A 25,804-nucleotide genomic window follows, 5' to 3' on the forward strand; every position below is an offset into this window, starting at 1 on the left:
ACAGTTGTAGGCTACAGCACTTCTGCGAGAGTATTAGTAGCTACTTGGCATGTTTTCCATGCGGCTAATACCCGCAAACATCGCTGCACCAAACAGAACGAAGAAGATAATGTAAACTACGATCCAGATAGCTGCCCATAACAGAGCTGCTTTGGCATAATTGGACTTGGAAATATTCGTTCCTCCTCCAAAAGCCCAGATAAACAGCATGATAAGGTTAACGAGTGGAATAGCGAGTAAAAGCAGTGTAATCATCCATTCCTTAACGCTAATAACCGGTGCAGGCTGACCCGGCTGTGGCGGATAGCCTGGAGGTGTATTATTGTAATCCAAATAACTCTACCCCTTTCAAAATTTAGATTATGTAAAGATGGTCTTACTATAAATCAGGTTTATTATAGCGTCCTGACATCCATATAACAACAAAATAAGGAACGAAATGTTATTTTAGGCCTAAAGAAATCTTGATTTTGCATAAATGCGTAAAATGAAAGGAGTAGATGGAGGTAAGGAAGGGGGTAAAAGCCAATAATTCCGTGTTAACAGATCAGAATTAAAGAAATTTTATTTTTTATCGCTAAACTAGTTGCAAGTTACTAAAAGTATCTTTATAATGAGATTTATTGAACGGTTAACTACTGAAATTTTCAAAAAAGTTTCTCGTGGTTAATGAAAAGAAGCATTATTGTAAATTTTGACTATGATTTCAACTAATCGAATAGAGATCTTCGGGGTAGGTGAAATTCCTAACCGGCGGTGAATGTCGATTCATTCGGCAATAGCCCGCGACTCGCTGCTCTGTAGGGAGCAGTCGACTGATCTGGTGTGATTCCAGAGCCGACGGTAAAGTCCGGATGGGAGAAGATCAATAAATGAACCTGTTCAGGTGTATTTGCTGATGCATATTGCTCGCACAATACGATACTGGCATGTTTATTTGATCAGCCCCTGAATGTCGATTTCCGATGCTCAGGGGCTTTCCGTATGAGATCGCCTATTCAAATTCTAAAGACATGAGGAGTTTGAATGATGGAAAACGTCAATTATCAATTTCAATCTGTACAAGAAACGAAGCAACGTACGATTAAAAGTGGATTCTGGCTCGTATTTTTCGGAGCGGCATTATGGGGTGTCGATCCGTTATTCCGTATTTTATTGCTCGAAACGTTCACTTCGACCCAGATCGTATTACTGGAGCATCTGGTGGCGATGCTTGCCGCCGCTCCAATTCTATGGGTGAATCGTCAGGAGCTCAGAGGGCTGAAATGGCAGCATATCGGTGCCTTGCTGTTCCTGTCATGGGGCGGCTCGGCAATTGCTACGGTTCTGTTCACAATGGGTCTGACTTATGGTGATCTGAACGCTGTACTGCTGCTACAAAAGCTACAACCGCTGTTCGCGATCATTCTGGCGCGTCTGCTGCTCAAGGAAGTGTTGCCGCGCGGCTTTGGCTGGTTGTTCGTGCTGGCAGTAGCAGGTACGTATCTGCTCACCTTCGGCTTCACCTTGCCGATCGGACATATGGGTGATATCGCTCAGGTCGGATCGCTACTCGCGCTTGGTGCGGCTGCATTATGGGGCGGTTCGACTGTGATGGGACGTCTGATGGTTGGTAAAATGAAGTACGAAACAGTCACCTCGCTGCGCTTCATTCTTGCGATTCCACTGCTGATTGTCCTGACTGTACATGAAAATGCAGCATGGGGTCTGCCAGCTGGTACGGTTCCAGTGCTGCTGATCCTGCTCAACCTGCTCGGACAGGCACTGCTGCCAGGTCTGCTCAGCCTGCTCATGTACTACAAAGGCTTGTCCACAACGAAGGCATCTGTGGCTACGCTGGCAGAGCTGAGCTTCCCGATGGCTGGTGTGCTGATCAACTGGATCGTATACAAACAGCTGATCACATGGCCGCAGCTGCTCGGCTTCTTATTGATCTGGGGCGTATTGTTCGCGATTTCCAGACAACAGCAGCCTGCCGAAGCGAAGCAGTCGGTACCTCTTGCTTCTTGATCCGAAGTTCATCTTTAACCGAATATAGCGAGATGAATAACGAAGATCGAATGATAAGCTGTAATCAAAAGCTTCGACTGAATGGTCAATATGCCATCAGTCGGAAGCTTTTTTATTTTCCTTATAATGAGAATAATAGATAGAAAAGGAACTTTTATCGCATGCGGAGCAGATGCCCGATCTGATAAAGTAGAGAGGAAGTTGATCAAGGAGGTACGCATATGTCAAAGCGTAATGAATGGAAATTTTGGCGGGATGATAGGGAAAGGCGCGGACGAGAAGGATATATCGGAACGTTTGGCGCAGCAGGTATTGTTGTCGTTGTGATTATCGTCATCCTTAACAATTATTTTAATGGAAATACATCGTCAACCGAGGCTATACCCGATGGCAAAGCGCTGGAGCAGCACACCGAGCAGCAGGTCAATACAGATTCCTATACTGCATTTGTAGATCGTGAGACGGTACATAATGGTACGGGACTAAAGGTAAATACAGCTACAGTAAGCAAGGACGAAGCAGGAAAGCAGTCATTAAAAGTAAATATAAGTGTGAATGGAATCGGGCAATCTGGCTACAATATGGCGACATTTGCTGAAGGTCAGCTTGTGAATGCAGATAATAAAAGTACAATTCAAACGAATTTAAATGGATTTACCGAGCCAGGCATGCGCAGCGTGGACGAAACGTTTTCGTTAGATGAAGCTTATGATATAGCCCAGGGACAGAATTATTTGCTGCAAATGAAAGATCTGTATTTGATTCAGCGGAGCGAAGCGTCTTTACCAGAATCGGTGCAAGCAGGTCATTCGTACACTGTACAGGCTCCACAGCCGACACCTATCCAGATTGAGCAGATGGTATGGTCAAATAATAAGGAGAAGCTTACGATCGTGTATCGAATTGATCGGGAGCAAAGCATAGCCGGAGTATCGCCAGGCATATTGAATTTGAAGGATGATATGAATGGTTTAATAGCACATGCCAAGCAGGGGGATCAAACGATAGAATTGATTTCTTTGAATCGCGAGTCAAAGGACAATGTGATCACACAGCAATTTGCAGTACCTGCTTCGTTCAATGACCAGCAGCGAGAACATATTGGCTTATCGCTTGAATATGGCAAGGTCGTTCGACAGATCAAAGGCACATGGACGGTATCCTTTGAATTGGATGAGGATCAACCATAATCGTATAAAAGATATATACAACTCCACTTTCCTTCATATGCAACTTTTTCCACTATATCCAAGTCTATGAATAAGGACTTCAATACGATGGAAGGGAAGATGGATATTGAAAAAGATAAAATGGTTCTGGTTCATCCCTGTACTCGCAATTATGATCGGACTATTGCCTGCGGTAAGTGTAAAGGCAGCAGCTACATTAACTATCGTTACACCTGATGGGCAAAAGCTGGATGGAGGAGCCATCATTATTCAAAAGAATCAACTGATGATTCCACTACGTCAGCTTGCTCAGGCGACCCATTCCCAGCTTCAGGTTGCTTCCAACGGCACCATTAGCGTTGCACCGTGGCCGGGTGAAGTGTACACGTTAAAGCTTGGTCAACGAGACTACACATTTAATCAAGCTCGGCAAGGAATTTATCAGCTCCGTACACCGATACAGAAGATAAACGGTCAAGTGTATATTCCAGCTGCTTTTATCCGAGAATTAGACTACACATATACGTATAGCAAGGGCATATTGACGATTCAAATGCCACTCAGTATGTACAATCGACAGATTTTAAATAAAGGCGATCTGGCAACAGTACGCAAGTTTATTACAACCAGTGATCTGTTTTTTTGGCTTCCAGGTGTACATAGTTTACAACAGCCATTGAAGGTCAAGCCCGATGGAGAAAGGCTAGATCGCCAGTTTCTGTTTCCAGAAGGTGAAGCCTTGCGTTTCTATTATATCTACGGAGATACGATTTCATTGATTGAATTTAAAGATGATTTTCCCGTAATTACATGGCAAGCACACGGATTAAGTGCAGATCGACCACAGGAAGGTTTTAGTATTCTTAATGATCTATTAACATTCCAATTAAAGGATAAATGGGGCGATATTCCGCTCAAATATCACAATTTCACTTATTATTTGCGTGGAGGCTGGGGAGATAGTTATTTGCAAGAATCCGGTATAATTCAGGCAGACAATATCTATCATCAAACGGGCAGAATCTATAATGTAGGTGGAACGGTTACCAATCAATCAGGCACAATCTCCTATGTATCGCCAGGTGAGCAGCGAACTGATACTCGTTAATCTCCACGCTATCCTTTAAACGCTAAGAACTCGTTCTTCTGCAATGTACGTCAGCAGAGACGGGTTCTTTCTTATATTCTTGTAAAAGAAAATGGAACCGGTTCTGAATGGAGTTGTATTGGGCAGAAATGTGCCGTATACTGTCAAAGTTGTACGAGGTCAGCGATATAGAAGACATACAAGTATCCGATCCTACTGTATCGATATCGTATATAGAGGGTGGTATTCATGTAGCAGGACTGCATCCATATGCATATAGCATCTGAGCGTTCCTTATGCTATATATCGCTATCATACGCTAATAAAACTAAAACAAGAACATGTTATCATTCGATCCGTAAGCCTATAACCTATGAGCAACTATTCAAAAAGTTCTCTCTATGTGAACGACATGTACAATGATATGACTTAACAAGCAGCAAGCAAAGGAGGAATGCCCATGCGACAGGAGGATCAACATTCGCCAGCGGCGAAGCGGCGTGAGCGCAGGCAGCATATGCAGGAGCTGGCGGCACAGCTTATCGAGCAGTCTGGTGGCTGGTCTAATGTACAGGATGTACTGCATTGCACTACTCGTATCCGTCTGCGACTACATCGTCCTGAGCTGGCGAATCACTCTGCCCTTGCTGAACTACCCGAGGTGCAAAATATACGTCAGGTTGGTGGACAGCTGCAAATTATCGTCGGGCCAGAGCTAACGTTTCGACTGCATCGGCAGATCGAGCGTCAATTGCAGCGTATGTCTGATCCTTCCCTGGCTGGAGATGCTGAGGCGCATCGGCAAAACGCAGAGACGGAAGCGGAACAAAGTCTACAGCAACGAAACACTCCGCAGCAACCGAGCCGTCCAGCGCAACAGAACGGTCTGATGCAATCGAATGGTCTGAAGCAACATCATAGTGTGGAACCAATGGAACAGGATGGAAAAAAGGAAGTAGTAAACCGACAGCATGCGGCGGAGCAACCAGCGCCTGCATCTGTATCCGACGAATTGCTAACAACAAAACAGCCGTCCTTCCCATCAACCGCTGCTTCTGCTCAAGCTAGCAATATACCGCCAGCCGCCCCACGTTCATTCATCGGACGTATCATCGATGCGGTAGCGTTCTTTTCTGATATTATCGTGCCGATGATTCCTGTATTCGTAGCCGCAGGCATTCTGCTCGGTATGGTCAGTCTGTTACAATTCCTCGGCTGGGCGCCAACCGAAGCGCTCTGGTTCCGGCTATTACAGCTACTGACAGGCTCGATTTTTCAAATTATTAGTGTGATGTTCGGATATTATGCTGCCAAACGCTTTGGTGGTACACCTGTGCTGGGTGCGGTACTTGGCATGCTGATGTCACGACCGGAGATTGTTGGTAGCGGTGGAATGCCGCCATCGGTCATTTCATCGTTCGGACTGGTAGCATTGCCGCAATTTAGCTATCAGGGGACAGCGATTCCCGTTATTTTAGCGGCTATGCTGATGGCAAAGCTGGAGCGATATCTGCGCCGCATTATTCCCGGCTCCGTGCATGTACTGGTCATTCCAGTGCTGTCGCTGTTAGGCGGTAGTGTGCTTGCGTTATTTATTATCGGGCCACTGGCAGGATTGCTCGGTCATTGGTGTGCTGCACTATTAGAGCATCTGTACGCCTATGGTGGGACATGGTTTGGTCTGGTGCTGGGTGGTGCATATAGCAGTATCGTACTGACTGGACTGCATCAGGGCTTGCAGGCGATCGAGGCGGGATTGATCTCGAATCCGACGATTGCTGTTAATTTTCTATTACCAATCTGGTCTATGGCTAATGTGGCGCAGGGCGGAGCAGGTCTGGCAGTCTATATACGTACTCGCGATGCCGGGCTACGCAAGGCGGCATTACCGGGAGCGCTCATTGCCTTTCTGGGCATTACGGAGCCGATTGCGCTTGGTGTGAATCTCAAGCTGGTGCGACCGTTTGTCGCTGCCGCCGCAGGTGGTGCGGTTGGCGGTGCTTATATCGGCTGGCATCATGTGGTGGCAAGCTCATTTGGCTTGACGGGTATTCCGATGCTCGCCTTTATTATTCCATTTGGCTGGTCTAATTTTGTTCATTATATGACTGGCTTTGTGCTGGCGACCGGGATAGCCTTTGCGCTGACCCTATTGCTGGGCAGAGGCAGACGTTCATCCTAATGTATTGTGGAGGTAGATGACATGAAAATCAAAAAGATTCTGAACAACAATGCTGTCATCGTCGACGATCAGGGACAGGAGAAGATTGTGATGGGCGGCGGCGTTTCATTTGAAAAAGGTAAAAACGATGTGGTCGATCCGAGCCGCATTGAGAAAATATTTATTTTAGAGGATCAGGAGCGATACGGTTATTTGCAGGAAATGCTGCAAAAGCTGCCGGAGGAAGAAATCGCTGTGTCCGAGCATATTATTTCTCACGCTGAAAAGGAATTGAACGTGTCGTTTAACGAGCATATTCATATTGCGCTGACCGATCATCTATCTCATGCGCTGGAGCGTCTACGTAGTGGCATGATGATTCACAATACATTGCTGGAGGAAATACGCATTCTCTATCCAGCAGAATTCCGCATCGGGCTATATGCACGTGAATTAATTGCCGAGCGTCTGCATATCGATATTCCAGAAGATGAGGTTGGATATATCGCAATGCACATTCATACCGCGGTGATGAATGCTGGTTCGGGTGCCGCTTCCTCTGGTCTGGCGGCGCTAATCGGCGATATGGTAGAGGATATCGAATATGTATTGAATCAGCCGCTGGATCGCAAATCAGCAGCATATGAACGCTTGATCAGTCAGTTGAAAAGCATTTTACAATCATCAGTGGACGGTCATCCTGCCGCTGAATTAGATGAAGAGATTATTATCATCGCCCGTCAAAAGTATGCCGACTGGTACGAGCATGCGCAGGAGATGACTGATCATGCGGAGGACGAATATGGATACAGCTGCACAGATAGTCAGCGTGTACTGATCGCGATTGAGCTACAACGCTTGCAGGAAAGGTTAGGACATCCCGCCCGTTGACAATCGATGCGTAGAAGGTGATAGACAAGCTCGATGAACCATTTTAGATAAAAATCGGTAGCAGACTTGCTTGTAAAGTGTCGCTACACAGTTCCATATACCTGCCATAGCAACTAAGCAGAACTGTCCATTTCCAGAACGTATCTAGCTGAAAAGTAACAAAAATAGTCCTTTTTCTGACAAATGATAAGGATTGAAACTATGAAAATAAGACTAAAAATGATGATTATTCATGAAAATTTACAGGAAAAGAGATTTTATTGAAATAATCAAATTGGTTCGTTCTCTCTATAGTCTTGCTGCAAATGAGAGGTATAGAATAGGTGTCAGCAACAGAATATCCGGGTGTGTTACTGGTAAAGCAGGCAAGACCTAAAAAACTCCGACTGGGGATTTCTGCGTCATTTGACGCGTCGTCCGGTCAGGGATTTTTAGGTCTTTTTTTCGTGCCAGTACACCTGACATTCCATTTGAAGAGAGGAAGATTGGAACATGAACATTAATCATTTATACAAAAAGGCGGCAGCCGTTACTATGGCAGCAGCGCTGCTGGCAGGCGGTACATCGGCATTTGCCAGTGGCTCCGGACAAGACTACAATGGAGGCGCTGCAACGCGTCCAACACATCCTGTACCCGAAAATCCAACAACTCCATCGGTGATTAACGATACATACGGTTTTTCGCATATCACCCGCTTTGATGCACTGAAAATGACCAAGCAGCAAAATCGTCCACAATTCCAGGTGCCTGCATTCAATCCGGATCAGATTCGCAATATTCCGTCCGCTGTTGGTAAGGATGCGAAAGGCAATACGATCAATCTGGATGTGTGGGATACATGGCCACTGCAAAATGCGGACGGTACCGTTGCCAACTATAACGGCTACCAGATCGTATTCGGTCTAGCAGGTGATCCGAAGGTATCGTCGGATACATTTATCTACCTGTTTTACAAAAAAGCAGATGACCAATCACTGGATGCATGGAAAAATGCAGGTCGTGTCTTCAAGGATACCGACAAGCTGGTGCCAAAAGACTGGATTCTGAACCATCAATCGGAGGAATGGTCTGGCTCAGCAACGATGACGAAGGACGGCAAAGTGCGTCTGTTCTATACAAACCGTCATCCGTGGGATGCAGATCAGGGCTTCTTCGGTAAGCAGACGCTGACCACAGCGCAGGTGAATGTATCCGAGCCTGCTGAGGGCACGCTGAAGGTGGATGGGGTAGAGGACTTCAAATCGATCTTTGACGGTGATGGTAAAATGTATCAAACGGTGGATCAAGCATTTAGCGGTGGTGACTACTCCGATAACCATACCCTTCGTGATCCACACTATGTAGAGGATAACGGACATAAATATCTGGTGTTCGAAGCCAACACAGGCTCTGAAACAGGGTATCAGGGTGACGAGATGTTCTACAACAAAGCGTACTATGGTGGCAATGATAAATTCTTTGAGAGCGAGCGCGAAAAGCTACTGAACAGCCCGGACAAGGATTACATGTCCATCGCTAACGGAGCGCTCGGTATTATCGAGCTTAACGACGATTACTCGCTGAAAAGAGTCATGAAGCCATTGATCGCATCCAGATACCCGTGGTGCAAAAATGTTCCTCGATGGTGTAGACGCTCGAGACATTTATATGCTTGGCTATGTATCAGATTCGATCGATGGGCCATACAAGCCGCTGAACGGAAGTGGATTGGTGCTGCATCAGGATCTGAATCCGCGTGATATCACCTGGACGTATGCTCACTTTGCCATTCCGCAGGTGAAGGATAATGAAGTGGTCATTACAAGCTACATGACGAACCGCGGCTATTTTGCGAATCAGCAGTCGACCTTTGCGCCGAGCTTTAAGGTAAAGATTGATGGTGACCGCACATCGGTTATACCGAATAGCACATTGAATCAAGGACAGGTAACAACGGACTAAGTATATTAAGTAAAGACGAATACATCATCGACAGGGGAACATATTCGGAACACGTACAGGCGATTTCAATACGGCATAGGGAACGAATGCAACGAATACGCTCCTTATGCCGGATGAAGCAAGCTGTCTGTCTACCGGATATGGTCGATGATCGATCAAATTGTAAATAGGCAAGGCAAACAATAAAGGGGGAGAAAGCAGGTGTACACCACTGCTTTCTGTTCCCTTATTCCATTTTATCCCCGAAGTACAGGAGGGGTACTACCAGAGAGGAGAGAACATCTTATGAAACATTCCGATTATCGTAATACATCGAAAACGACAGCATGGCGCCGCTGGGTGTGGCCGCTGGGACTAACAGGTGTAATCGCTGTAGGAACGGCGGCATGCTATGAGCTTCAACCCGAAGACGCATCCGACTCAGCAACGATTCAAGCCGAAGCAAGCGGCACATCCAGCTCCGCCAGCTCACAGCGTTATCCCAATAACAACAATGTATCGAGTCCAGTAAATGGTCAAAATGGACAAAGCCAGCAATCAGCTTCAGCCATGCAAAATGAGCTATTCACCAGCGGACAGCAACTGAATGGATATCGATCGACCTATCATTTCACCGTACCGGACAAATGGAAAAACGATCCGCAGCGCCCGGTGTATGCTAATGGTAAATATCATTACTACTATCTATATAACAAGGATTATCCGAACGGCAATGGTACGGAATGGCGTCATGCGACTTCAACCGATCTAGTACACTGGCAGGATCACGGCGTAGCTATTCCCAAATATACAAGTGCCAATGGAGATCCATGGTCAGGCTCTGTCGTCGTTGATACGAACAATTCGGCGGGTCTGGGCAAAAATACGATGATCGCTATCGTGACTCAGCCTTCTGCTAATGGCGGAGCGCAGGAGCAGTATCTGTGGTTCAGCCCGGACGGTGGCAATACGTTCAAAGCCTTCGGCAAAAAGCCGATTTTATCGAATCCGGGCAATGCTGATTTTCGCGATCCGAAGCTGGTATGGGATCAACAATCTCGTCGCTGGATTATGCTGATGGCGGAGGGCCATCGTATCGGTTTTTACACATCTACCAATTTAAAAAGCTGGCGCTACGTGAGCGACTTTGTCGCTGATGATATCGGTACGCTGGAATGTCCTGATCTGTATCGAATGCGAGCATCGAACGGTACGTATAAATGGGTGCTTGGCGTAAGTGCCAACGGACGCGAATCCGGGCAGCCGAATACGTATGCGTACTGGGTAGGCACATTTACCGGGCTTGGCTTCAAGGCAGACGATATACAGCCACAGTGGCTGGATTACGGATTTGACTGGTATGCAGCGGTTACCTTTGAAGATGGTACAACGAATAAGCCATACGATCATCGGTATGCGATGGCTTGGATGAACAACTGGGATTATGCGAACAATACGCCTACCTTGCAGGATGGATTCAACGGAACCGACTCGATGGTTCGTCAGATTCAATTGAAAAAAACGACAGGTGGAGCAGGGTATACGCTGCTATCTCAGCCTATTCGCGGATTATCCAAATTCGTCACCGCCACCCGTCATATTCCACGTGTGGAAGTAGATGGACAGCATAAGCTCGATGTGCGGGCTTCCTCGTACCAGCTGGATGCGGACATTACATGGTCTGATTTGAAAAATGCGGGCTTCCAATTGCGCCGCTCGTCAGATGGATCGCGGCATGTCGATGCAGGTGTGTTTGTAGAAGGCGGGTACACGTATGTCAATCGCTCTTACACCGGACATCCGGATGCGAACGACAATCTGCTGGAAAGTCGCGCACCATTCCAATCGGCGAATCAAAAGGTACATTTGAAAATACTGGTGGATAAAACGAGTGTAGAAATGTTCGTCGATGGTGGACAGGTAACGCTCTCCAATCTGGTCTTTCCGAAGCCAGACGATCAGGGCATCGCGCTGTATAGCGAGGGTGGTAAAGCAGTGTTCGATAACGTAGTGATCAAATATTTAGGTAAATAAAGCGGCTGTATGCTCAGCCGCTCTGTTCCACACGTTGAATGAATCGTTCAAAATCAGGCAGCTGCTCGTCAATCATCTCTTCCAGTATCTCGACCTGCACTGCCTGATAATCATGCATCGCAATATTGCGAAAGCCGATCATCGCCTTCAGGCTCACGCTCAGATCACGCTCGATAATGCCTGCACGTTGGAGCAGATCGAACGCATCGCGCGTGCTTTGTGGGATGCCTAGCTTTTGCTGGGAGATCAGATGCATGGCCAGATCAAGACAGCCTTCACAGGCACGCTGTAGATTGAGAATAATAGAGTCCTGCCGGGTTAAATTGTATAGATTTTCTGTATCTTCCCCGTATTCTTCCCGGATACGGCTCACACAGTTCCGAATCGTAGCGGCTTTATTTAGTACGATATCGTGATTCATGATGAGTGCTCCTCCTTTTTGCCATGCGTCAAGCAGTGGCTCGCGCCAATCGCCTAGTAGCGCATAGTCACGGTAAGCCTGTAGCCAGGCAAGCTGTGCTGGCAGGTCATTCTGCTCGTATAGAATATGTCCGGTCGTCGCAATTTGCAATTGAAAGACCGTGCTGGATTTCTCATAATCGATCAGATCGACATCTCGCTTCAGCAGTTCCGCTAGCTCCTGAGCGATGCGAAAGCGACGATAGCTGGTAAGGCTTCTGGCTTGCGGCTCGGCGATATACGCAATGTCCACGTCACTATCGGCACGAAGCTCTCCACGTGCAGCTGAGCCAAGCACAATAATGACCTCAGCTGAACAATGCTGGCGAATATGCTCAATGATCGATTGTCGCTGCTGGTCAGTAAGCTGCATGACGGTTCTCCTTGTATAAGCTTGATGACTTGAATAGAATGAATATCCGTTATGTATGGCTGTGCATGTAGCTTCTCCTCTAGGTTACTGGATCAATGTCTTTGCCCTCATCCACATGCCATGGTGCGAACGGCAAACGGGATCGAAGCAACAAAACGAGACAGACGTAACAAAAATAGCAATTTTAACAACTATATCACACTTCCATGCTAGTCTGGTAAAAGGCGCTATACCAGAATGGAGGAACAACATTGGAGCAATGGACAACGAATCGCAAGCATACACGAGCCTGGTTACTATACGACTGGGCGAATTCGGCATACGCAACGACCGTACTCGCTGCGGTGCTGCCGATCTTTTACAGCTCGGTTGCAGCGGCTACGCTACATCCAGAGACAGCCGCTTCCTATCTCGGCTATACGCATGCAGCAGGTATGCTCTGCGTGGCATTACTTTCCCCGTTATTAGGAGCGGTATCCGATCTGGCAGGTAACAAGGGTCGGTTTTTGTTTGGCTTTTCGCTGCTTGGTATCCTGGCGACGATGCTGTTCAGTACGATTGGGCGGGGGGATTGGCTACTCGCTTCGGCATTGCTTGTTTTATCGACGATTGGGTTCGCGGGTAGTAATGCTTTTTATGATGCATTGCTGCCTGATATGGTGCCGTCCGGACAGAGGGAGCGGGTATCTGCACAGGGCTATGCTTACGGCTATGTCGGTGGAGGAATCATGCTAGCCTTGAATCTGGTGATGATTCAGCAGCCACACTGGTTTGGATTAGTAGATACACTTGCAGGTACAAGGCTGGCGTTTATTACGGTCGGCATCTGGTGGCTTGTATTCGCTATTCCGATCTTCCGCGTTAGTGGTGCGTTTGGCAAGCCAGCATTGTATCGCTCTGTCCATTCTGCTCCATCTGCATTGGAAGGGAAGCGTATTCGTGAGCTGCTTCGTCCGGGTATGCGTAATGTGATGAATGGCTTTCGTACATTACCACGTTATCCACAGCTGGCACGCCTGCTGATTTCGTTCTGGTTTTTTAATGATGGGATTAATACGATCATTTTGATGGCAACTGTGTATGGAACAGCGATTGGGATCGGTATGACCGATCTGCTCGTAGCATTGCTGATTACGCAATTTATCGGATTTCCGAGCACATTGCTATTTGGGAAGCTGGGCACGGTATATGGGGCGAAGCGTCCACTGCTGGTGTCGCTTGCTGTCTATTTGTTAATCGTGGCGCTGGGCTATTTCATGACAGCAGCATGGCAATTTTACGTGCTCGCTTCGATGGTTGGTCTGGTGCAGGGAGGAAGTCAGTCGCTGGCACGCGCGTTATTCAGCGATCTGATTCCAGCTGCACGAACGGGCGAATATTTTGGCTTGATCAATGTCACAGGCAAATTCGCCTCGATCTTCGGGCCCTTTCTATTCGGTCTGGTAGGACAGCTGACAGGCTCGGTACGGCTAGGCATTTTATCGCTCGTGTTGTTCTTTATTGTAGGGATTGCGATGCTGTGTACTGTGAATGTAGAGACAGGACGCAGACAGGCGGTAGAGTCCACACCACCGGTAAAGGAAAAATAAATCCCGTTATTCAATCATGCTGGATGCGCTTATCTTCTATCTTATATAGAAGATAAGCGTATCCAAGTGCGTCCGGGGTTGGTACACGATGTTCTTTTCGATTATCATAAAGAAAGCTGTATCTGCTGTCGTTCATACAAGCAGATGTAATCAAGCTGACTGACGGACGAAAGGGGTAGGGATAGCATGACATTTACGTTGCAGGAAGCGACGATATCAAGGCTTCAACAATGGATGGAGGATGGAACGGAATCAGCCGTATCGCTGACGGTGCAATATATGCAGCGCATTGCAGATGTGAATCAAGCAGGGCCATGCTTGCGAGCGGTGATCGAGCTGAATCCAGATGCGATCTATATCGCCGAGAAGCTGGATCAGGAGCGAGCAGCAGGGCAGCTACGGGGCCCACTGCATGGTATTCCTGTATTGATCAAGGATAATATCAATACGGCAGATCATATGCATACAAGTGCAGGCTCACTTGCACTGGCAGACTCCTATGCGCCGCAGGATGCTCATCTGGTACAGCGTCTACGTCAGGCAGGTGCTGTAATTTTAGGCAAAACGAATCTGACGGAAATGGCGAACTTTATGGCTTCCCATATGAAAAATGGCTATAGCGCTCGCGGCGGGCAGACGCTCAATCCGTATGGGCCGGGTCAGCTTGATGTGGGCGGTTCTAGCTCGGGTTCGGGTGCAGCGGTAGCGGCGAATCTATGTGCAGTGGCGGTAGGTACAGAGACATCAGGCTCCATTTTAAATCCATCTGCATATAATAGTCTGGTTGGCATTAAGCCAACAGTTGGACTGATCAGTCGTACCGGTATTATTCCGATTACATATACACAGGATACAGCGGGGCCGATGGCTCGCACAGTACAGGATGCAGCCATCCTACTGGGCGCACTGGTAGGCACGGATGAGCAGGATGCAGCTACATTAGCGCTTCCGGCAGAGCTGCCCGATTATACCGCCTATCTGTCTAAGGATGGTCTGCGTGGAGCGCGGATTGGCATCAATCGTGCACTGCTGGATGAATATAATGAAGAAGAGCTCGCGATCATGGAAGCCTCGATTGAAGCGATGCGTCATGCAGGAGCGATTATTGTAGAAGGGGCCAATTTGCCTCATACAGCTGGGAATAATTTTAACGTATTATTATATGAATTCAAGTCAGCGCTGAATCGATATCTGTCTACACTGGGGCCGCACGCTAAGGTGCGTACACTCAAGGACATCATTGATTTTAATCATTTGCATCATCGGGATGCGCTTCGCTATGGTCAGGATACACTGCTACGAGCTGAATATGAAACCTCGGGTACGCTAACCGAGCCAGAGTATATGAACGCTCGCTTGCAGCTGGGTATACAGGCGCAAGCAGAAGGCATCGATCGTGTGCTACAGACGCACCAGCTGGATGCGATTTTCAGCCCGGGCTTTACCGATACACCAGCAACCGTCGGATATCCAGCTATTATGGTTCCAGCAGGCTATCTGCGAAATGGGATGCCATTTGGTATTAGCTTTATGGGCACAGCTTATAGCGAGCCCCAGCTGCTGCGTATTGCATACGCATTCGAACAGGTCGTACCTGCACGTCGTAGCCCCATTTTATAAATGGAATCTACAGAAGTAATCGATCAGTGAACAGACTTCCAGTAAACAGACTTCATAGTATAAAAGAAAAGTTCATATGTGGGACATAGGTCATGATGGTTAGAATCGTAATATGGCTTGTATACTCCTACTAATGATCTTAATCTAAGCCCTGCTTGCTGCATATCTATTGTAGCAGGTAGGGCTTTTGTCTATTTTAGTGGCTGAGCTATAGCGAGATCGATGTGGCGCTATGGCTTCCATACATAGCTCCAGTGGATGTGTAATTTAAGATTATGGATAGACGACGCCTCATTCATTGCATCCATTCTCAAGCGGTATGTAGGAGCATATTCCGCGATTGGAACACTTTGAATCTGTTACCTATTTTGCACCTGTAGTAACAGAGGTTGCAGGTGGCGGTCAATAAACGACAGAGCTTGCAGTAGATGTTGTCGAATAAGCTGGCAATCCCCACAGTTTCCTTGTCACCACTTCGATTAATAGACGCGTCTTTGCATCCATGCACATTCTAATAAATGATAGATCGCTACGTTCATGTAACGGTACTGACAGAAAGAATGCCAGTGAAAAAGAACCCTTATTTGTACGTATACATAATAATATCGATCTATCCAGCGGCTTTGAAATGTGCACACATCGTAAAATAATCGATCTAGCTCTCGATCCGTTCCCTTTCTGGTATACGCCAGATGTAGCGTTAGCGAAGTCGCATTCGTATACAGCAAACGTACCATCTAGCTTTGAAAAAGCGATTGCTTGCATTCCAATATTGCAAATTCGAAGACCATATTATTGTATGCAGGGACGTTATGTAATTAGCTTAGCTAATGCCTGATTTCTAATCGACCAAATGAAGTATTCGAGCCCGAATCAATGTTTATACAACAATTATTCGATTCATTGCATAAGCATGGGCTTGGGATCAGGCAAGGATTCGACAGACGAAAGTGGGAGTCAAAAGACAAAATGTGGAAATGTAACGTAGCGTAAGCGATATTCCATGTACTAATGAGGCTTTTAATGTGTGAAAGACAGAAAAAATATTAATTAAATAAGGTAAAAATATGGACGTTTTACACCTTCTGGGTCTTTGGCAGGGTTTCCGATCTGGAGCATTGACTAATGAACAGGGATGAAACATGATAGACGTATGTTCTTTCATATTCCAGTATCTGTATTTTTATGCCAATAAAAAGAATATGAAGCAGAACAGATCCCCCCGTATATATTGGCCGTGTAGCTATGCTTGCTTGACCTGATTCTCTCGTAATGTGGAAACCATTTTGAAGGAGGAATTGGAATGAAGCAGTCCGGTGTTTCTGCCCAGCAAATTATTCAAATGATCAGTGACGTGAAGGAAGACCCCGCTTGTTTGACCAAACTTGGTCCGGAATCCGATATCATCCATGATGCCGGTCTGGACTCCCTCCAGTTGATTCATTTTATCCTGCGTATTGAAGATGAGTATGATGTAGAAATTGACTTTGAAGAGTTTGACATGGATCATCTGGGATCGATTTCTGGTTTTTGTGACTTTGTCAATCAGGCACAGACAGGCGATAAGATTCAACCTATGGAAGCATAGAGCTTACATAATAATGTAAGTTCGTTATTGGATAACAGACATTCAGATCGCATACTCGAAGGCAGCAGGCGCCATGCACACTACATGACGTAGGCTGCTTTTCATCATTATGGTTCTGTGATGTGAATATGGATAGTGATGTCAGATGACAGGATAAGTCATTTTAAGAAAATAACGAAATAGTCATGTGTCGGAACGGAATCGGGAATGCAGGAATTGCCAGCCTTTCAAATTGACGAAAGAGGTGTTATGCATGCAGCCAAGAAGTGAAGTCACGATTGACCGTGAAGCATTTAAGCTCATCAAACGCACAATTCGCAATGCCGCTGTATCCTACCGCAACAAAATGAAAGACCCGACCTATAAAACAGAATTACCACAATCGCTAGGAATTAAACTGACCAACCGCTGTAATCTACGCTGTACGCACTGTTTTCAGTGGAATGAGGATGGCTACCATCATCAGATGGATAAAGCCGAGCAAAATATGGATCTTGATCCAGCGATCTTCAAGCAGCTGCTCGATGATACGAAAGCGGTTAAATCCCGCCTGTATCTGTGGGGCGGCGAGCCGATGTTCCACCGTCAATTCAGTGAAATTCTGGGACATATCCAAAATGATCGCCGTGAGATGACGATCTGTACGAACGGACTGCTGATCAATAAGCATCTGGATCAAATTCTTGATCTGTCTGAAAATCTGGAGCTGCTGATTGCCGTGGAAGGCTTCGAAAAGGAGCATGACCTGATTCGCGGTAAAGGTACGTTTAAGAAAACGATGGCTGAAATCGATCGTCTGGTCGAGCTGCGTGAGCAGGGACTGTACAAAGGTCGTATTTCGGTACACGCCGTTATTAACGATAATATGATCGGTCGCATGACCGAGCTACTGGAGTTTTTCGAATCGAAAAAGCTCGATCTCGTGATGCTTTGCTTCCCATGGTATATTTCCCGGGAAACATCGGTGAAGATGGATCATTACTTTACCGAAAAGTTCAGCTGGCTGCGTCAGCTGGATGAGCGCCATATTAGCAGCTGGCATGCGTTTAAATACAAAATTAACCCGAACAATATGGAAGCACTCATGAATGATCTGAACGCGATCAATGAACGCGTATGGAAGATTCGTATTCGTTATCAGCCAGGTCTGGACTATGATGAGATCGATAAGTTCATTCACGGTGAGGAAATGACAAGCCGTTGCTCGAATAACTGTCTGGCGCTCACTTCCCGTACAGATATTATTCCAGATGGTAGCGTGCTGCCATGTAAGTTCTTCTCTGAATTTACCGTAGGGAATCTGAAAAATAAGAGCCTGCGCGATATCTGGGATTCAGAGGAATACGATAAAATTCGGCAGACGATCAATGAAGGCGGGCTGACCCCAGCCTGCTCGAAATGTAGTGTACTGTATCTGCACGGTGCGAGCGGCTTACAATCGCTGAACTATATCTGATTCCGAAGGGGCGAAGTGAAGATGAGTCAAAGCGATAAAAAAATGGTGTCGCTCGATATCAATGTACTTGGTCTACCGCCTGAAGAGGTACAGAGCATTATCGATTCGGTGCAGGTTCCTGAGGATGGAGAGATTGTTGTCGCTGATCTGCTCCAGGTGATGGAGGATCGTGTCGTGATCAACCACTGCTTTTACGGTGTGGTCAGCGGTATGCTCAGTCAGAAGGGCATGGAGCTAGCAGAATCAGACATTTACATGCTATGTAACGGTACGTATATGGCGTATAACGGTCAATATGATACATTCGGACAATGTCCGATGGTGCATATGCTGCAAGAGCTGGAGCAGCATACCGATATCGGTGTACATTACAAAATCGTCGACCTGGAAGCACGCGATCGGGCAGCGATTTTGCGAGATTGGTATGAGGTGCTGAATAGCGGACAGACGCTGCTGCTGCATATGGAAACGTCTAATCTGATCTATAACCAGCTGTATGTAGAGAGTCCGGGCAAAGGTCATGTCGTGCAGCTATACGGCTTGCATGCAGAGGAAAATATCGCGCATATCGCCGACTTTTTCCTGCTCGATAAAGCTGGTCAGGTGCTCGGCTACAACGGTACGATTCCATTGTCGGAGCTGCTGGACGGTGTAGTGGAATATGCGTACATGTCCAGCGAGCAGGAGCAGGGTGTGAAAACCGAGCAGCTTATGCGTGCTTGCTCTGAGCATGCCGCTGAATTTCTCGCAGGTGGAGTGAATGCACAGGGAGAGGCGCTGGGAATGGCGGCTTATCGACGCCTGAATGCACAGCTAGCCTCGATGCATGAGCTGAACGATAAGGAGTTTGAAGCGACCTGTGCGTTGATCTATTATCATCTGCGCATCGAAAGTCTGATGCACATGCTACGGTATACGACGCAATTCGTAACGGATCATGAGCAGCTACTGGGCATCGAAGGGCCAGCTATACGTAGCGGCATGGAACAGGTGCAGGATACCGCACGGCGTCAGCTGATGATGCTCTATAAAATGGGCATTCGTCGTGATCGTGCCTCACTGGATCGTTATCTGGCAGGCAATGATCGTATGCTGGATGAGTATGAAGTGCAATTGGAAAAGCTACAGCATGCCGCAGGGCATGTTGGACTACCCTCACCGTCTTGATAGAACAAACCAATCATCTGTCACCTCATCGCGCAAGGATGAGGTGGCGCACATTTAGCCTATAAATCAATGGCAGACTGTCCGCAGCAATGTGGGCAGTCATCCTATTCTGAAGGGTAGGGATCATGATGCGTGAATCAATGTCTGGAGCCGGTGAGCCAGCCGTGCTACATATGGGAACGTTTGAAGCCGAGCTGCACTGGCGCGAACATAATCTTGCTACACTACCTGCATTGCCTGACAAAGAAGCAGAGCGAATCGTAACAGCTATGGATGAGCTGTTATTTGCTTTTTGTAAGCCTGGTGATTTGCTTCTGACACGCTATGCGATGGAACCCTGTCAGCGTGACTATACCGCTGCACTGGGATTCGATTTTACAACTGCACGTACCGATCTGGAGCAGCCTGTACGTGCCAATCTTACCTCTAGCGCTCAGACGTCGCATGGAGGGGGGCAGCTGCTTCAACAGAGCCGCACGACCGAGCAACAGCCGATGTCTGTATTTCGTTTATTGTATGAGCATGGTCAATCTGTTGCAGATCAGCTGCCAATCGCCGGTACCATGTTATCTCCATTCGCCTGGGTTCCGTACATTAGTGAAAGCAGTCAGCGCTTCGGCATTCAGGCAAGACAGCCGCTATTGGAAACGGTACGAACCGTGAATACCAAGCATTATTCCGCGCAAATGAAGGAGCGATTGGGGCTTGCCAATCCAGGCGTGCTTATACGCAGTGCAGCTGAATTAGAGCTGCTAGGTACGAATTTTCTACAGGATGGCAGCTTTATGATCAAAGACAATTATGGCGTATCCGGTAAGGGTAATCTGCATATCGACTCTCCTGCACTGCTCCAGCGGATCGTGAACAGCATTCGCAAGCAGGAGCAAAAGGGTCGCAATGTGCAATTTGTGCTGGAACGCTATTCGCATAAGGAACGCGATTTCTCCTGCCAGTTCCATATTACCGAACAGGGCGATATCGATATTTTATCTGTACAATGGCTCGCCAATTCGCAATTCGCCTACCGCGAATCCTTATCGCCAGATATCCAGTTCATGGATCGACTGGAGAGCAGCGCTTACTTTGATACGATGATGGAGATCGGACGGCAGCTCTATCAGGACGGTTATTTTGGACATGTATGTATCGATTCAATGACCCTGATCGATGGCAGCATCGAGCCTATGGTCGAGATTAACGCTCGCAAATCGATGAGCCTGATCAAAAATAGCATCGACCGCTATCTGCGCCAATATGGACTCGTCGGCAACATGACCAACTATACCGTCTCCCATGATGGCACCTTCACCTACGAGCAATTACTGATCGAGCTTGAGCACCGCGGTCTTCTGTTCCTACCCGAACGCGGCGGTGGCATTCTCCCTCTCACCTCCGCAGCCTGGTCGGTCAACCACCGCGATGCTCCAACCGGCAGCAAGCACAAGGGCAGACTCTACCTGTCCGCTGTAGCAGCTGATGAAGAAGGCAAACGTAGCCTGCTGGATCAGCTAGAGCACGTATTGGAGCAACATGGTGTAAGCGTATTGAATTGAGCATGCGTTTCTAGCTCTAACATCTAAACGAGTATAATTGGCACATTTAAATCATTGGGTTGAACAATGTCTACGAGTTTCAACTATCCTCGTACTCATCTTTATATTCCAGGGAGGGAAGAACAGATGACGGTAACGATTTTATGCTCAGGCTTCGGACTGGGCTTTTATACACCGGGCTTGCTCGTTAAAGCCGGTCTTGGGCGTCAAGGAATTCCAACTGAGGTGCTTGTATTTGAAAATGTGATGGGCGACGCGCAGCGTGGTCGAGTCGACCATAGCCGTCGCGCGTATCATGATGACTTTTCCGTAGCGCTTATGTCTCAGCGTATTCCACAGGATATTCGCAAAAGTATAGACCCTGAGCAGGTGAGCCGACTACTACAGCAATGGCAAGCAGAAGGAAGACGACATTTTATTTGTTTATCCGGTCACTGGATCTACGTGCTGGAGCTTTATCGTGAGCAAATCGGTGAAGCGCTAGATGTCGATCTGCTGTATCTGGATGCGATCGATTCGCCTTCATGGAAAAATGTAAAGCGCCGCATCGATAAGCTGGAGGAACGGTATAACGAGGTATGGCTATTCGGTCATGACGAACAGCCGATGAACACGTATATCGATATCGCTGGCTCAGATCCAGTACAGCCTTATGCCGAGCGTGAAAAGCGATTGCTCGTACACGGCGGTGGCTGGGGCATGGGCACGTACCGCGAGCATCTGGATCATCTGCATAACGCTGGCTTTGCGCTGGATATTGTTTTATATGAAGGCGATGCACCGGGCGATACCGAGCAGGGACAGCGCTACTATCGGATGGACCCTGAATGGCGTACATGGCAGCATAACAGCGAGGGACGGCACACGTTTCCTCCATTCGCAGAGGTCATTCCAGGTGAGCCAGAGCAGTATCAGCTTCATGCTGACTACCATATGCTGTGCGAGATTGAACGCCGGGTGAAGGCGATTGTGAGTAAGCCAGGTGGTGGTACGCTTGCTGATTCGTTTGCTTCGGGTACACCGATTATCTTTTTAGACCCATTTGGTGAGCATGAGCAGCGGAATGCAGAACGATGGGAGCAGTATGGCTATGGCATTACGTATGATCGCTGGATGAGTGAATATGGGGGTGGAACGGATATTTTAGAGCAGCTGCATCATAATCTGCTGACAGCACGCCAACAATTGTCCCCGTATCCAGAACAGTATGCAGCCCGTTACAAGCAGTCGATCCAGCAGCTCGCAGGGGAGGCCGGGCAATGAACCATTCCTCTGCACGGATCATTCCCTTTCCCGCCGATCGGGTAGCGCAGGAGCATTCGCTGGAGCTGCGTCCGGTACGTATGGGGATCGTCGGCTGCTCGGGTATCGTTCCACGTGCGGTGCTGGAACCCGCTGTGCATGTAGACGGACTGGAGATTCTTGGAGTGGCTAATCGGACGTATGCGAAGGCGCAAATGATGGGCGAGCAATATGGAATTCCGGTTATTTATCCTACACTGGAGGAATTGCTTGCTGACCCGCTGGTGGATGCGGTCTATATCGGGCTTGGGAATGCCTTACATGCCGAATGGATTATGCGCTCGCTGGAAGCAGGGAAGCATGTACTGGTAGAGAAGCCACTATGTCTGGAAGCCGGGCAGCTGCCTCAGCTGGAGCAGGCGGCAAAGGAGCGTGGTCTGCTGCTAGCCGAAGCGATGATGGTAGCCCATCATCCGTGGCAGGAAGCGATCCGTGGTCTGGTAAGCAGTGGTGAATACGGCAAGCTGCTTCGTACCTCAACGAGGATTACGATCCCTGCTCGTAATGATCATCTGGACAACTATCGCAGTCGTGCTGAGGAGGGCGGTGGTTGCTGGTGGGATCTTGGCTGCTACTGGCTCCAATTTGTGCAGCAGATTAGCGGAGAACAGAGTCTGTCGCGATTTGCGATCAAGGGAGCATCTGAATTTAACGGACCCAATGGATGTGATTGGACCTTTGAAGCGGAAGCCGTTGCTGACGATGGATTAATCGCCTCTGCGACGCTGTCCTTTGAGCAGCCTTATGCCTGTCGTCATGTGCTACATTTTGAACGAGCGATCATCACGATTCCAGATGTGTTTCGCTGCAATTTAGGCTTTTACAAAATGAAGCTGAAGATCACGCTACTCCAGGACGGTCAGGAGATCGGAGAGGCACATCAGCATATTTTTGAGCCGATGAACTATTATGTGAATCAGCTGCGCGCTTTTACCGAGCAAGTACGGCAGCAGCATCGTCTCAGTAATGAGTATGCTGTTATCGATCATGGGCTGGAGCAGGCGATGGAGCGTATTCGTGTACTGGATCAGGTATATCGCGATGCCCGATCTGGCTTGCTACAGCATTAATAATGCGAGCCCTGCTGGTACTGTAGTATGAAGTAAGCAGGGGTAAGGGAATCTTCCATAAAAGAAACACTCAAGAAAAGACACATTCAAGCTGAGCTAAGCATCAGACAATCTATACGGAATAAAAAGCCCGCTTGGTCTGGTAAGGGAGCGTATCCCATCGATCAGACAGCAAGCGGGCTTTTTATTGATTTCATAACGTAGGGTACAGCTTTACTACTCATCGCTTCATAACGTATAGCATTATGATCTGTGGTATTGTAGGCTTAACAGGTAACAATCTCCTGTACTACATAACAACTAGCATAGTCATCAGGCGATTCTAGGCTATCTCATGATATTTCCTGTACAATCCACTACTCCGGCAATAGCTCACGCCAATCGACCATAATTAACGGACGCGGTCCGAACGCTACAGCGCTACAGACGGATAGCTTATATTCACGATCCACATTGATTTTGCGGAAAAAGCAGCTTTGCTGACAATGATCATCCCAGCCGCCAGAGGAGTCCTCCTCAGGATCAGGTGCTGCCAGCCTTGCTGTATCCGGCTCAATCAATTCCACTGCAAACGAATCCAGTGGAATTGACAATCCTTTTCCAACAAATTTGATATAACTTTCCTTTAATGTCCAGAGCGTGTAAAATAATTGAAGCCGCTCCTGTTCGTCTACGCTCATAAGTAGCTTGTATTCGGAAGCGGTAAAAAAGCGTTCGGCAATGGCAAAATCGATCGGACGTATCTTTTCGATATCAACGCCAACAGGAGCCTTCCCATCGGCACAGATGACCCAGTCACCTGCATGGGACAGATTAAAATGAATATCGGTGTGCTCACTCAGATATGGCTTGCCATAGCTGGTTTTGCTGAATGTCAGTGTATTTGCTGGAAGCCCATAGCGTTCCTTCAAAACATGCGTGACCAACAGTTCGCCAAGCAGGCTGCGCTGAGCGTCCTGCTGTCGCTGAAAACGTAGAGATTGGTCGCGGCGTTCTTCCGAAACCGCTGCACGAAGCTGCTCCATCGTCTCCTCGGACAGCAGTTCAGGCACATGTACACCAGTTATATTAATCAATGCAAAGATCCTCACTTTCAATAGGTGGCTCCGATTAGGGGACAGTAATGGATGATCGTTGTTGTCATCAATTCGAAGCCTCTACCCATATATTGACGAATATTAAAAACGCCGTCAATACGACCGGATAGCTAAAATTAAAATATCTTATATTAGCGATTTTCTAACACATCGATACACATACATTGTAAGCGCAAGCTGATATAATACAAGTAGGATTAGAGCTGTATCGTTTTGCATATTGAAGCAGGAGGGAACATGTTGTCAGAAATTAAGCATTTGCCATTTCAAACCGAGGATCACTACTATGTACAGATGATGCCAGACATTCAATTCGCTCGTTTTCCAAATGGCTATACACTTCATATGAATATTTTACGCCCACAGTCTCATCTTCCACTGCCACTGATCGTATGGGTGGTCGGGGGTTCATGGCTGGAAGCAGATAATTATAAGCATGTACCGATGATGTCCTCTATCGCAAGTCAGGGCTATGTTGTAGCCTGTATTCAATACCGCACAGTGAATCGTGCGCCATTCCCAGCGCCATTACAGGATGTGAAGACGGCGATTCGCTTTTTGCGAGCACATGCAGATGAGTATGGAATCGATGCCGAGCATATTGGCATATGGGGGCATTCGGCAGGCGGTCATCTGGCAGCATTGGCTGGTGTTACAGGCGATCAGCCTGAATGGGATGAGGAAGGTGAATGGTCTGGCTATTCCAGTCGCGTGAGCGCTGTTGTGGACTTTTGCGGACCGACCGATGTGATCGCTGATTTTCAATCTGAATATGCACAGCCTGTTATTTCCTTGCTCTTAGGTGGGCCACAGCGAGATAAAATGGATAATGCGGCACTGGCTAATCCGGTGACTCACATCCAAGCGAATGCTGCACGACAGGGCACACTGCCACCATTTCTGATTGTGCATGGGGATGCAGACGAGATGGTGCCATTGCGTCAGAGTCAGTTCCTGTACGATGCGCTGGATGAGGCAGGCTCGGACGTGACATTTTATATATTAGAAGGTGTAGAGCATAGCGCCTCCGGTCTGATGACGAGACTGGATGTGATGGACGCGGTCACTCGCTTCTTCGCTTTTCATCTTAAAGGCTCCTAAGCAGAAGAGCCTAATAAAAAGCACTTCTTATCAAGCGCTGAAAGGGCTAACGCTTCATCATTAAATATGGAGCACCATATTAGGCTTAATCGATAAGAAATAATCATAATCATTGCAATCACCCCGCGTAAGACGCCAAACGTTGTGATGAGGGGG

Annotated in this window: 18 protein-coding genes, 2 pseudogenes and 1 riboswitch; of the genes and pseudogenes, 16 read left to right on the forward strand and 4 right to left on the reverse strand. The window is 47.5% G+C overall.

Going from position 1 to position 25,804, the window contains the following annotated elements:
• Positions 1 to 33: 33 nt before the first annotated feature.
• The gene (locus IEX62_RS02935; RefSeq protein ID WP_188773891.1) at positions 34 to 333 is read right to left on the reverse strand and encodes a hypothetical protein; all 300 of its coding nucleotides are present in this window, start codon (positions 331 to 333) and stop codon (positions 34 to 36) included.
• 387 nt (positions 334 to 720) lie between these two features.
• A riboswitch (FMN riboswitch) is annotated at positions 721 to 870 on the forward strand.
• Between the two features lie 159 nt (positions 871 to 1,029).
• Here IEX62_RS02935 and IEX62_RS02940 point away from each other — a divergent pair.
• The 7 genes and pseudogenes from IEX62_RS02940 to levB all read left to right on the forward strand — a co-directional run bounded on the left by IEX62_RS02940 (position 1,030) and on the right by levB (position 11,273).
• Positions 1,030 to 2,010 (forward strand): DMT family transporter, encoded by a 981-nt coding sequence (locus tag IEX62_RS02940; RefSeq protein WP_188774047.1) that lies wholly within the window; start codon positions 1,030 to 1,032, stop codon positions 2,008 to 2,010.
• 221 nt (positions 2,011 to 2,231) lie between these two features.
• Positions 2,232 to 3,200: a hypothetical protein gene (locus IEX62_RS02945; protein WP_188773892.1), complete on the forward strand. Its 969-nt coding sequence runs from the start codon at positions 2,232 to 2,234 to the stop codon at positions 3,198 to 3,200.
• A gap of 106 nt (positions 3,201 to 3,306) precedes the next feature.
• Positions 3,307 to 4,287, forward strand: coding sequence for a stalk domain-containing protein (locus IEX62_RS02950; protein ID WP_188773893.1), 981 nt, complete (start codon positions 3,307 to 3,309; stop codon positions 4,285 to 4,287).
• Between the two features lie 439 nt (positions 4,288 to 4,726).
• A complete protein-coding gene (locus IEX62_RS02955) occupies positions 4,727 to 6,448 on the forward strand; it encodes a PTS transporter subunit EIIC (protein WP_188773894.1) in 1,722 nt (573 codons plus the stop codon).
• Between the two features lie 21 nt (positions 6,449 to 6,469).
• Positions 6,470 to 7,318, forward strand: coding sequence for a PRD domain-containing protein (locus IEX62_RS02960; protein WP_188773895.1), 849 nt, complete (start codon positions 6,470 to 6,472; stop codon positions 7,316 to 7,318).
• Positions 7,319 to 7,810: 492 nt separating this feature from the next.
• Positions 7,811 to 9,260 (forward strand): annotated as a pseudogene (locus IEX62_RS02965) (glycoside hydrolase family 68 protein).
• A 549-nt stretch (positions 9,261 to 9,809) separates the two neighbouring features.
• On the forward strand, positions 9,810 to 11,273 hold the full coding sequence (levB, locus tag IEX62_RS02970; RefSeq protein WP_188774048.1) for a 2,6-beta-fructan 6-levanbiohydrolase: 1,464 nt from the start codon (positions 9,810 to 9,812) through the stop codon (positions 11,271 to 11,273).
• Between the two features lie 13 nt (positions 11,274 to 11,286).
• Here the strand turns inward: levB and hepT are convergent, their stop codons facing one another.
• Together hepT and mntA are read right to left on the reverse strand one after the other, a co-directional pair.
• Entirely contained in the window at positions 11,287 to 11,694 is a 408-nt protein-coding gene (hepT, locus tag IEX62_RS23670) for a type VII toxin-antitoxin system HepT family RNase toxin (protein ID WP_229685597.1), read from the reverse strand.
• A gap of 63 nt (positions 11,695 to 11,757) precedes the next feature.
• Positions 11,758 to 12,105, reverse strand: a pseudogene (gene mntA, locus IEX62_RS23675) (type VII toxin-antitoxin system MntA family adenylyltransferase antitoxin); the annotation flags it as partial.
• 251 nt (positions 12,106 to 12,356) lie between these two features.
• On the opposite strand from mntA, the gene IEX62_RS02980 reads away from it, so the two are divergent.
• The 8 genes from IEX62_RS02980 (at position 12,357) to IEX62_RS03015 (ending at position 23,450) form a co-directional block, all read left to right on the forward strand.
• Positions 12,357 to 13,694, forward strand: a complete 1,338-nt coding sequence (locus IEX62_RS02980) for an MFS transporter (RefSeq protein ID WP_188773897.1) — start codon at positions 12,357 to 12,359, stop codon at positions 13,692 to 13,694.
• A 186-nt stretch (positions 13,695 to 13,880) separates the two neighbouring features.
• Entirely contained in the window at positions 13,881 to 15,314 is a 1,434-nt protein-coding gene (locus IEX62_RS02985) for an amidase (RefSeq protein WP_188773898.1), read from the forward strand.
• 1,303 nt (positions 15,315 to 16,617) lie between these two features.
• Positions 16,618 to 16,902: an acyl carrier protein gene (locus IEX62_RS02990; RefSeq protein WP_188773899.1), complete on the forward strand. Its 285-nt coding sequence runs from the start codon at positions 16,618 to 16,620 to the stop codon at positions 16,900 to 16,902.
• A gap of 253 nt (positions 16,903 to 17,155) precedes the next feature.
• Positions 17,156 to 18,358, forward strand: a complete 1,203-nt coding sequence (locus IEX62_RS02995; RefSeq protein WP_188773900.1) for a radical SAM/SPASM domain-containing protein — start codon at positions 17,156 to 17,158, stop codon at positions 18,356 to 18,358.
• A 21-nt stretch (positions 18,359 to 18,379) separates the two neighbouring features.
• Positions 18,380 to 19,525, forward strand: coding sequence for a BtrH N-terminal domain-containing protein (locus tag IEX62_RS03000; RefSeq protein WP_188773901.1), 1,146 nt, complete (start codon positions 18,380 to 18,382; stop codon positions 19,523 to 19,525).
• 125 nt (positions 19,526 to 19,650) lie between these two features.
• Positions 19,651 to 21,078, forward strand: coding sequence for an ATP-grasp domain-containing protein (locus IEX62_RS03005; protein ID WP_229685570.1), 1,428 nt, complete (start codon positions 19,651 to 19,653; stop codon positions 21,076 to 21,078).
• A gap of 126 nt (positions 21,079 to 21,204) precedes the next feature.
• Positions 21,205 to 22,341, forward strand: coding sequence for a UDP-glucuronosyltransferase (locus tag IEX62_RS03010; protein ID WP_188773902.1), 1,137 nt, complete (start codon positions 21,205 to 21,207; stop codon positions 22,339 to 22,341).
• On the forward strand, positions 22,338 to 23,450 hold the full coding sequence (locus IEX62_RS03015) for a Gfo/Idh/MocA family protein (RefSeq protein ID WP_188773903.1): 1,113 nt from the start codon (positions 22,338 to 22,340) through the stop codon (positions 23,448 to 23,450). Before IEX62_RS03010 ends, IEX62_RS03015 begins: the two co-directional genes overlap by 4 nt.
• 356 nt (positions 23,451 to 23,806) lie before the next feature.
• On the opposite strand, the gene IEX62_RS03020 is transcribed toward IEX62_RS03015, so the two are convergent.
• The gene (locus IEX62_RS03020) at positions 23,807 to 24,526 is read right to left on the reverse strand and encodes a 4'-phosphopantetheinyl transferase family protein (protein ID WP_188773904.1); all 720 of its coding nucleotides are present in this window, start codon (positions 24,524 to 24,526) and stop codon (positions 23,807 to 23,809) included.
• A gap of 258 nt (positions 24,527 to 24,784) precedes the next feature.
• Between IEX62_RS03020 and IEX62_RS03025 the strand changes: the two genes are divergently transcribed.
• Entirely contained in the window at positions 24,785 to 25,648 is an 864-nt protein-coding gene (locus tag IEX62_RS03025; protein WP_229685571.1) for an alpha/beta hydrolase, read from the forward strand.
• The last annotated feature ends 156 nt before the right edge of the window (positions 25,649 to 25,804 follow it).

Origin of the sequence: Paenibacillus hunanensis (genome assembly GCF_014645615.1) — a bacterium.
GTDB lineage: Bacteria > Bacillota > Bacilli > Paenibacillales > Paenibacillaceae > Saccharibacillus > Saccharibacillus hunanensis.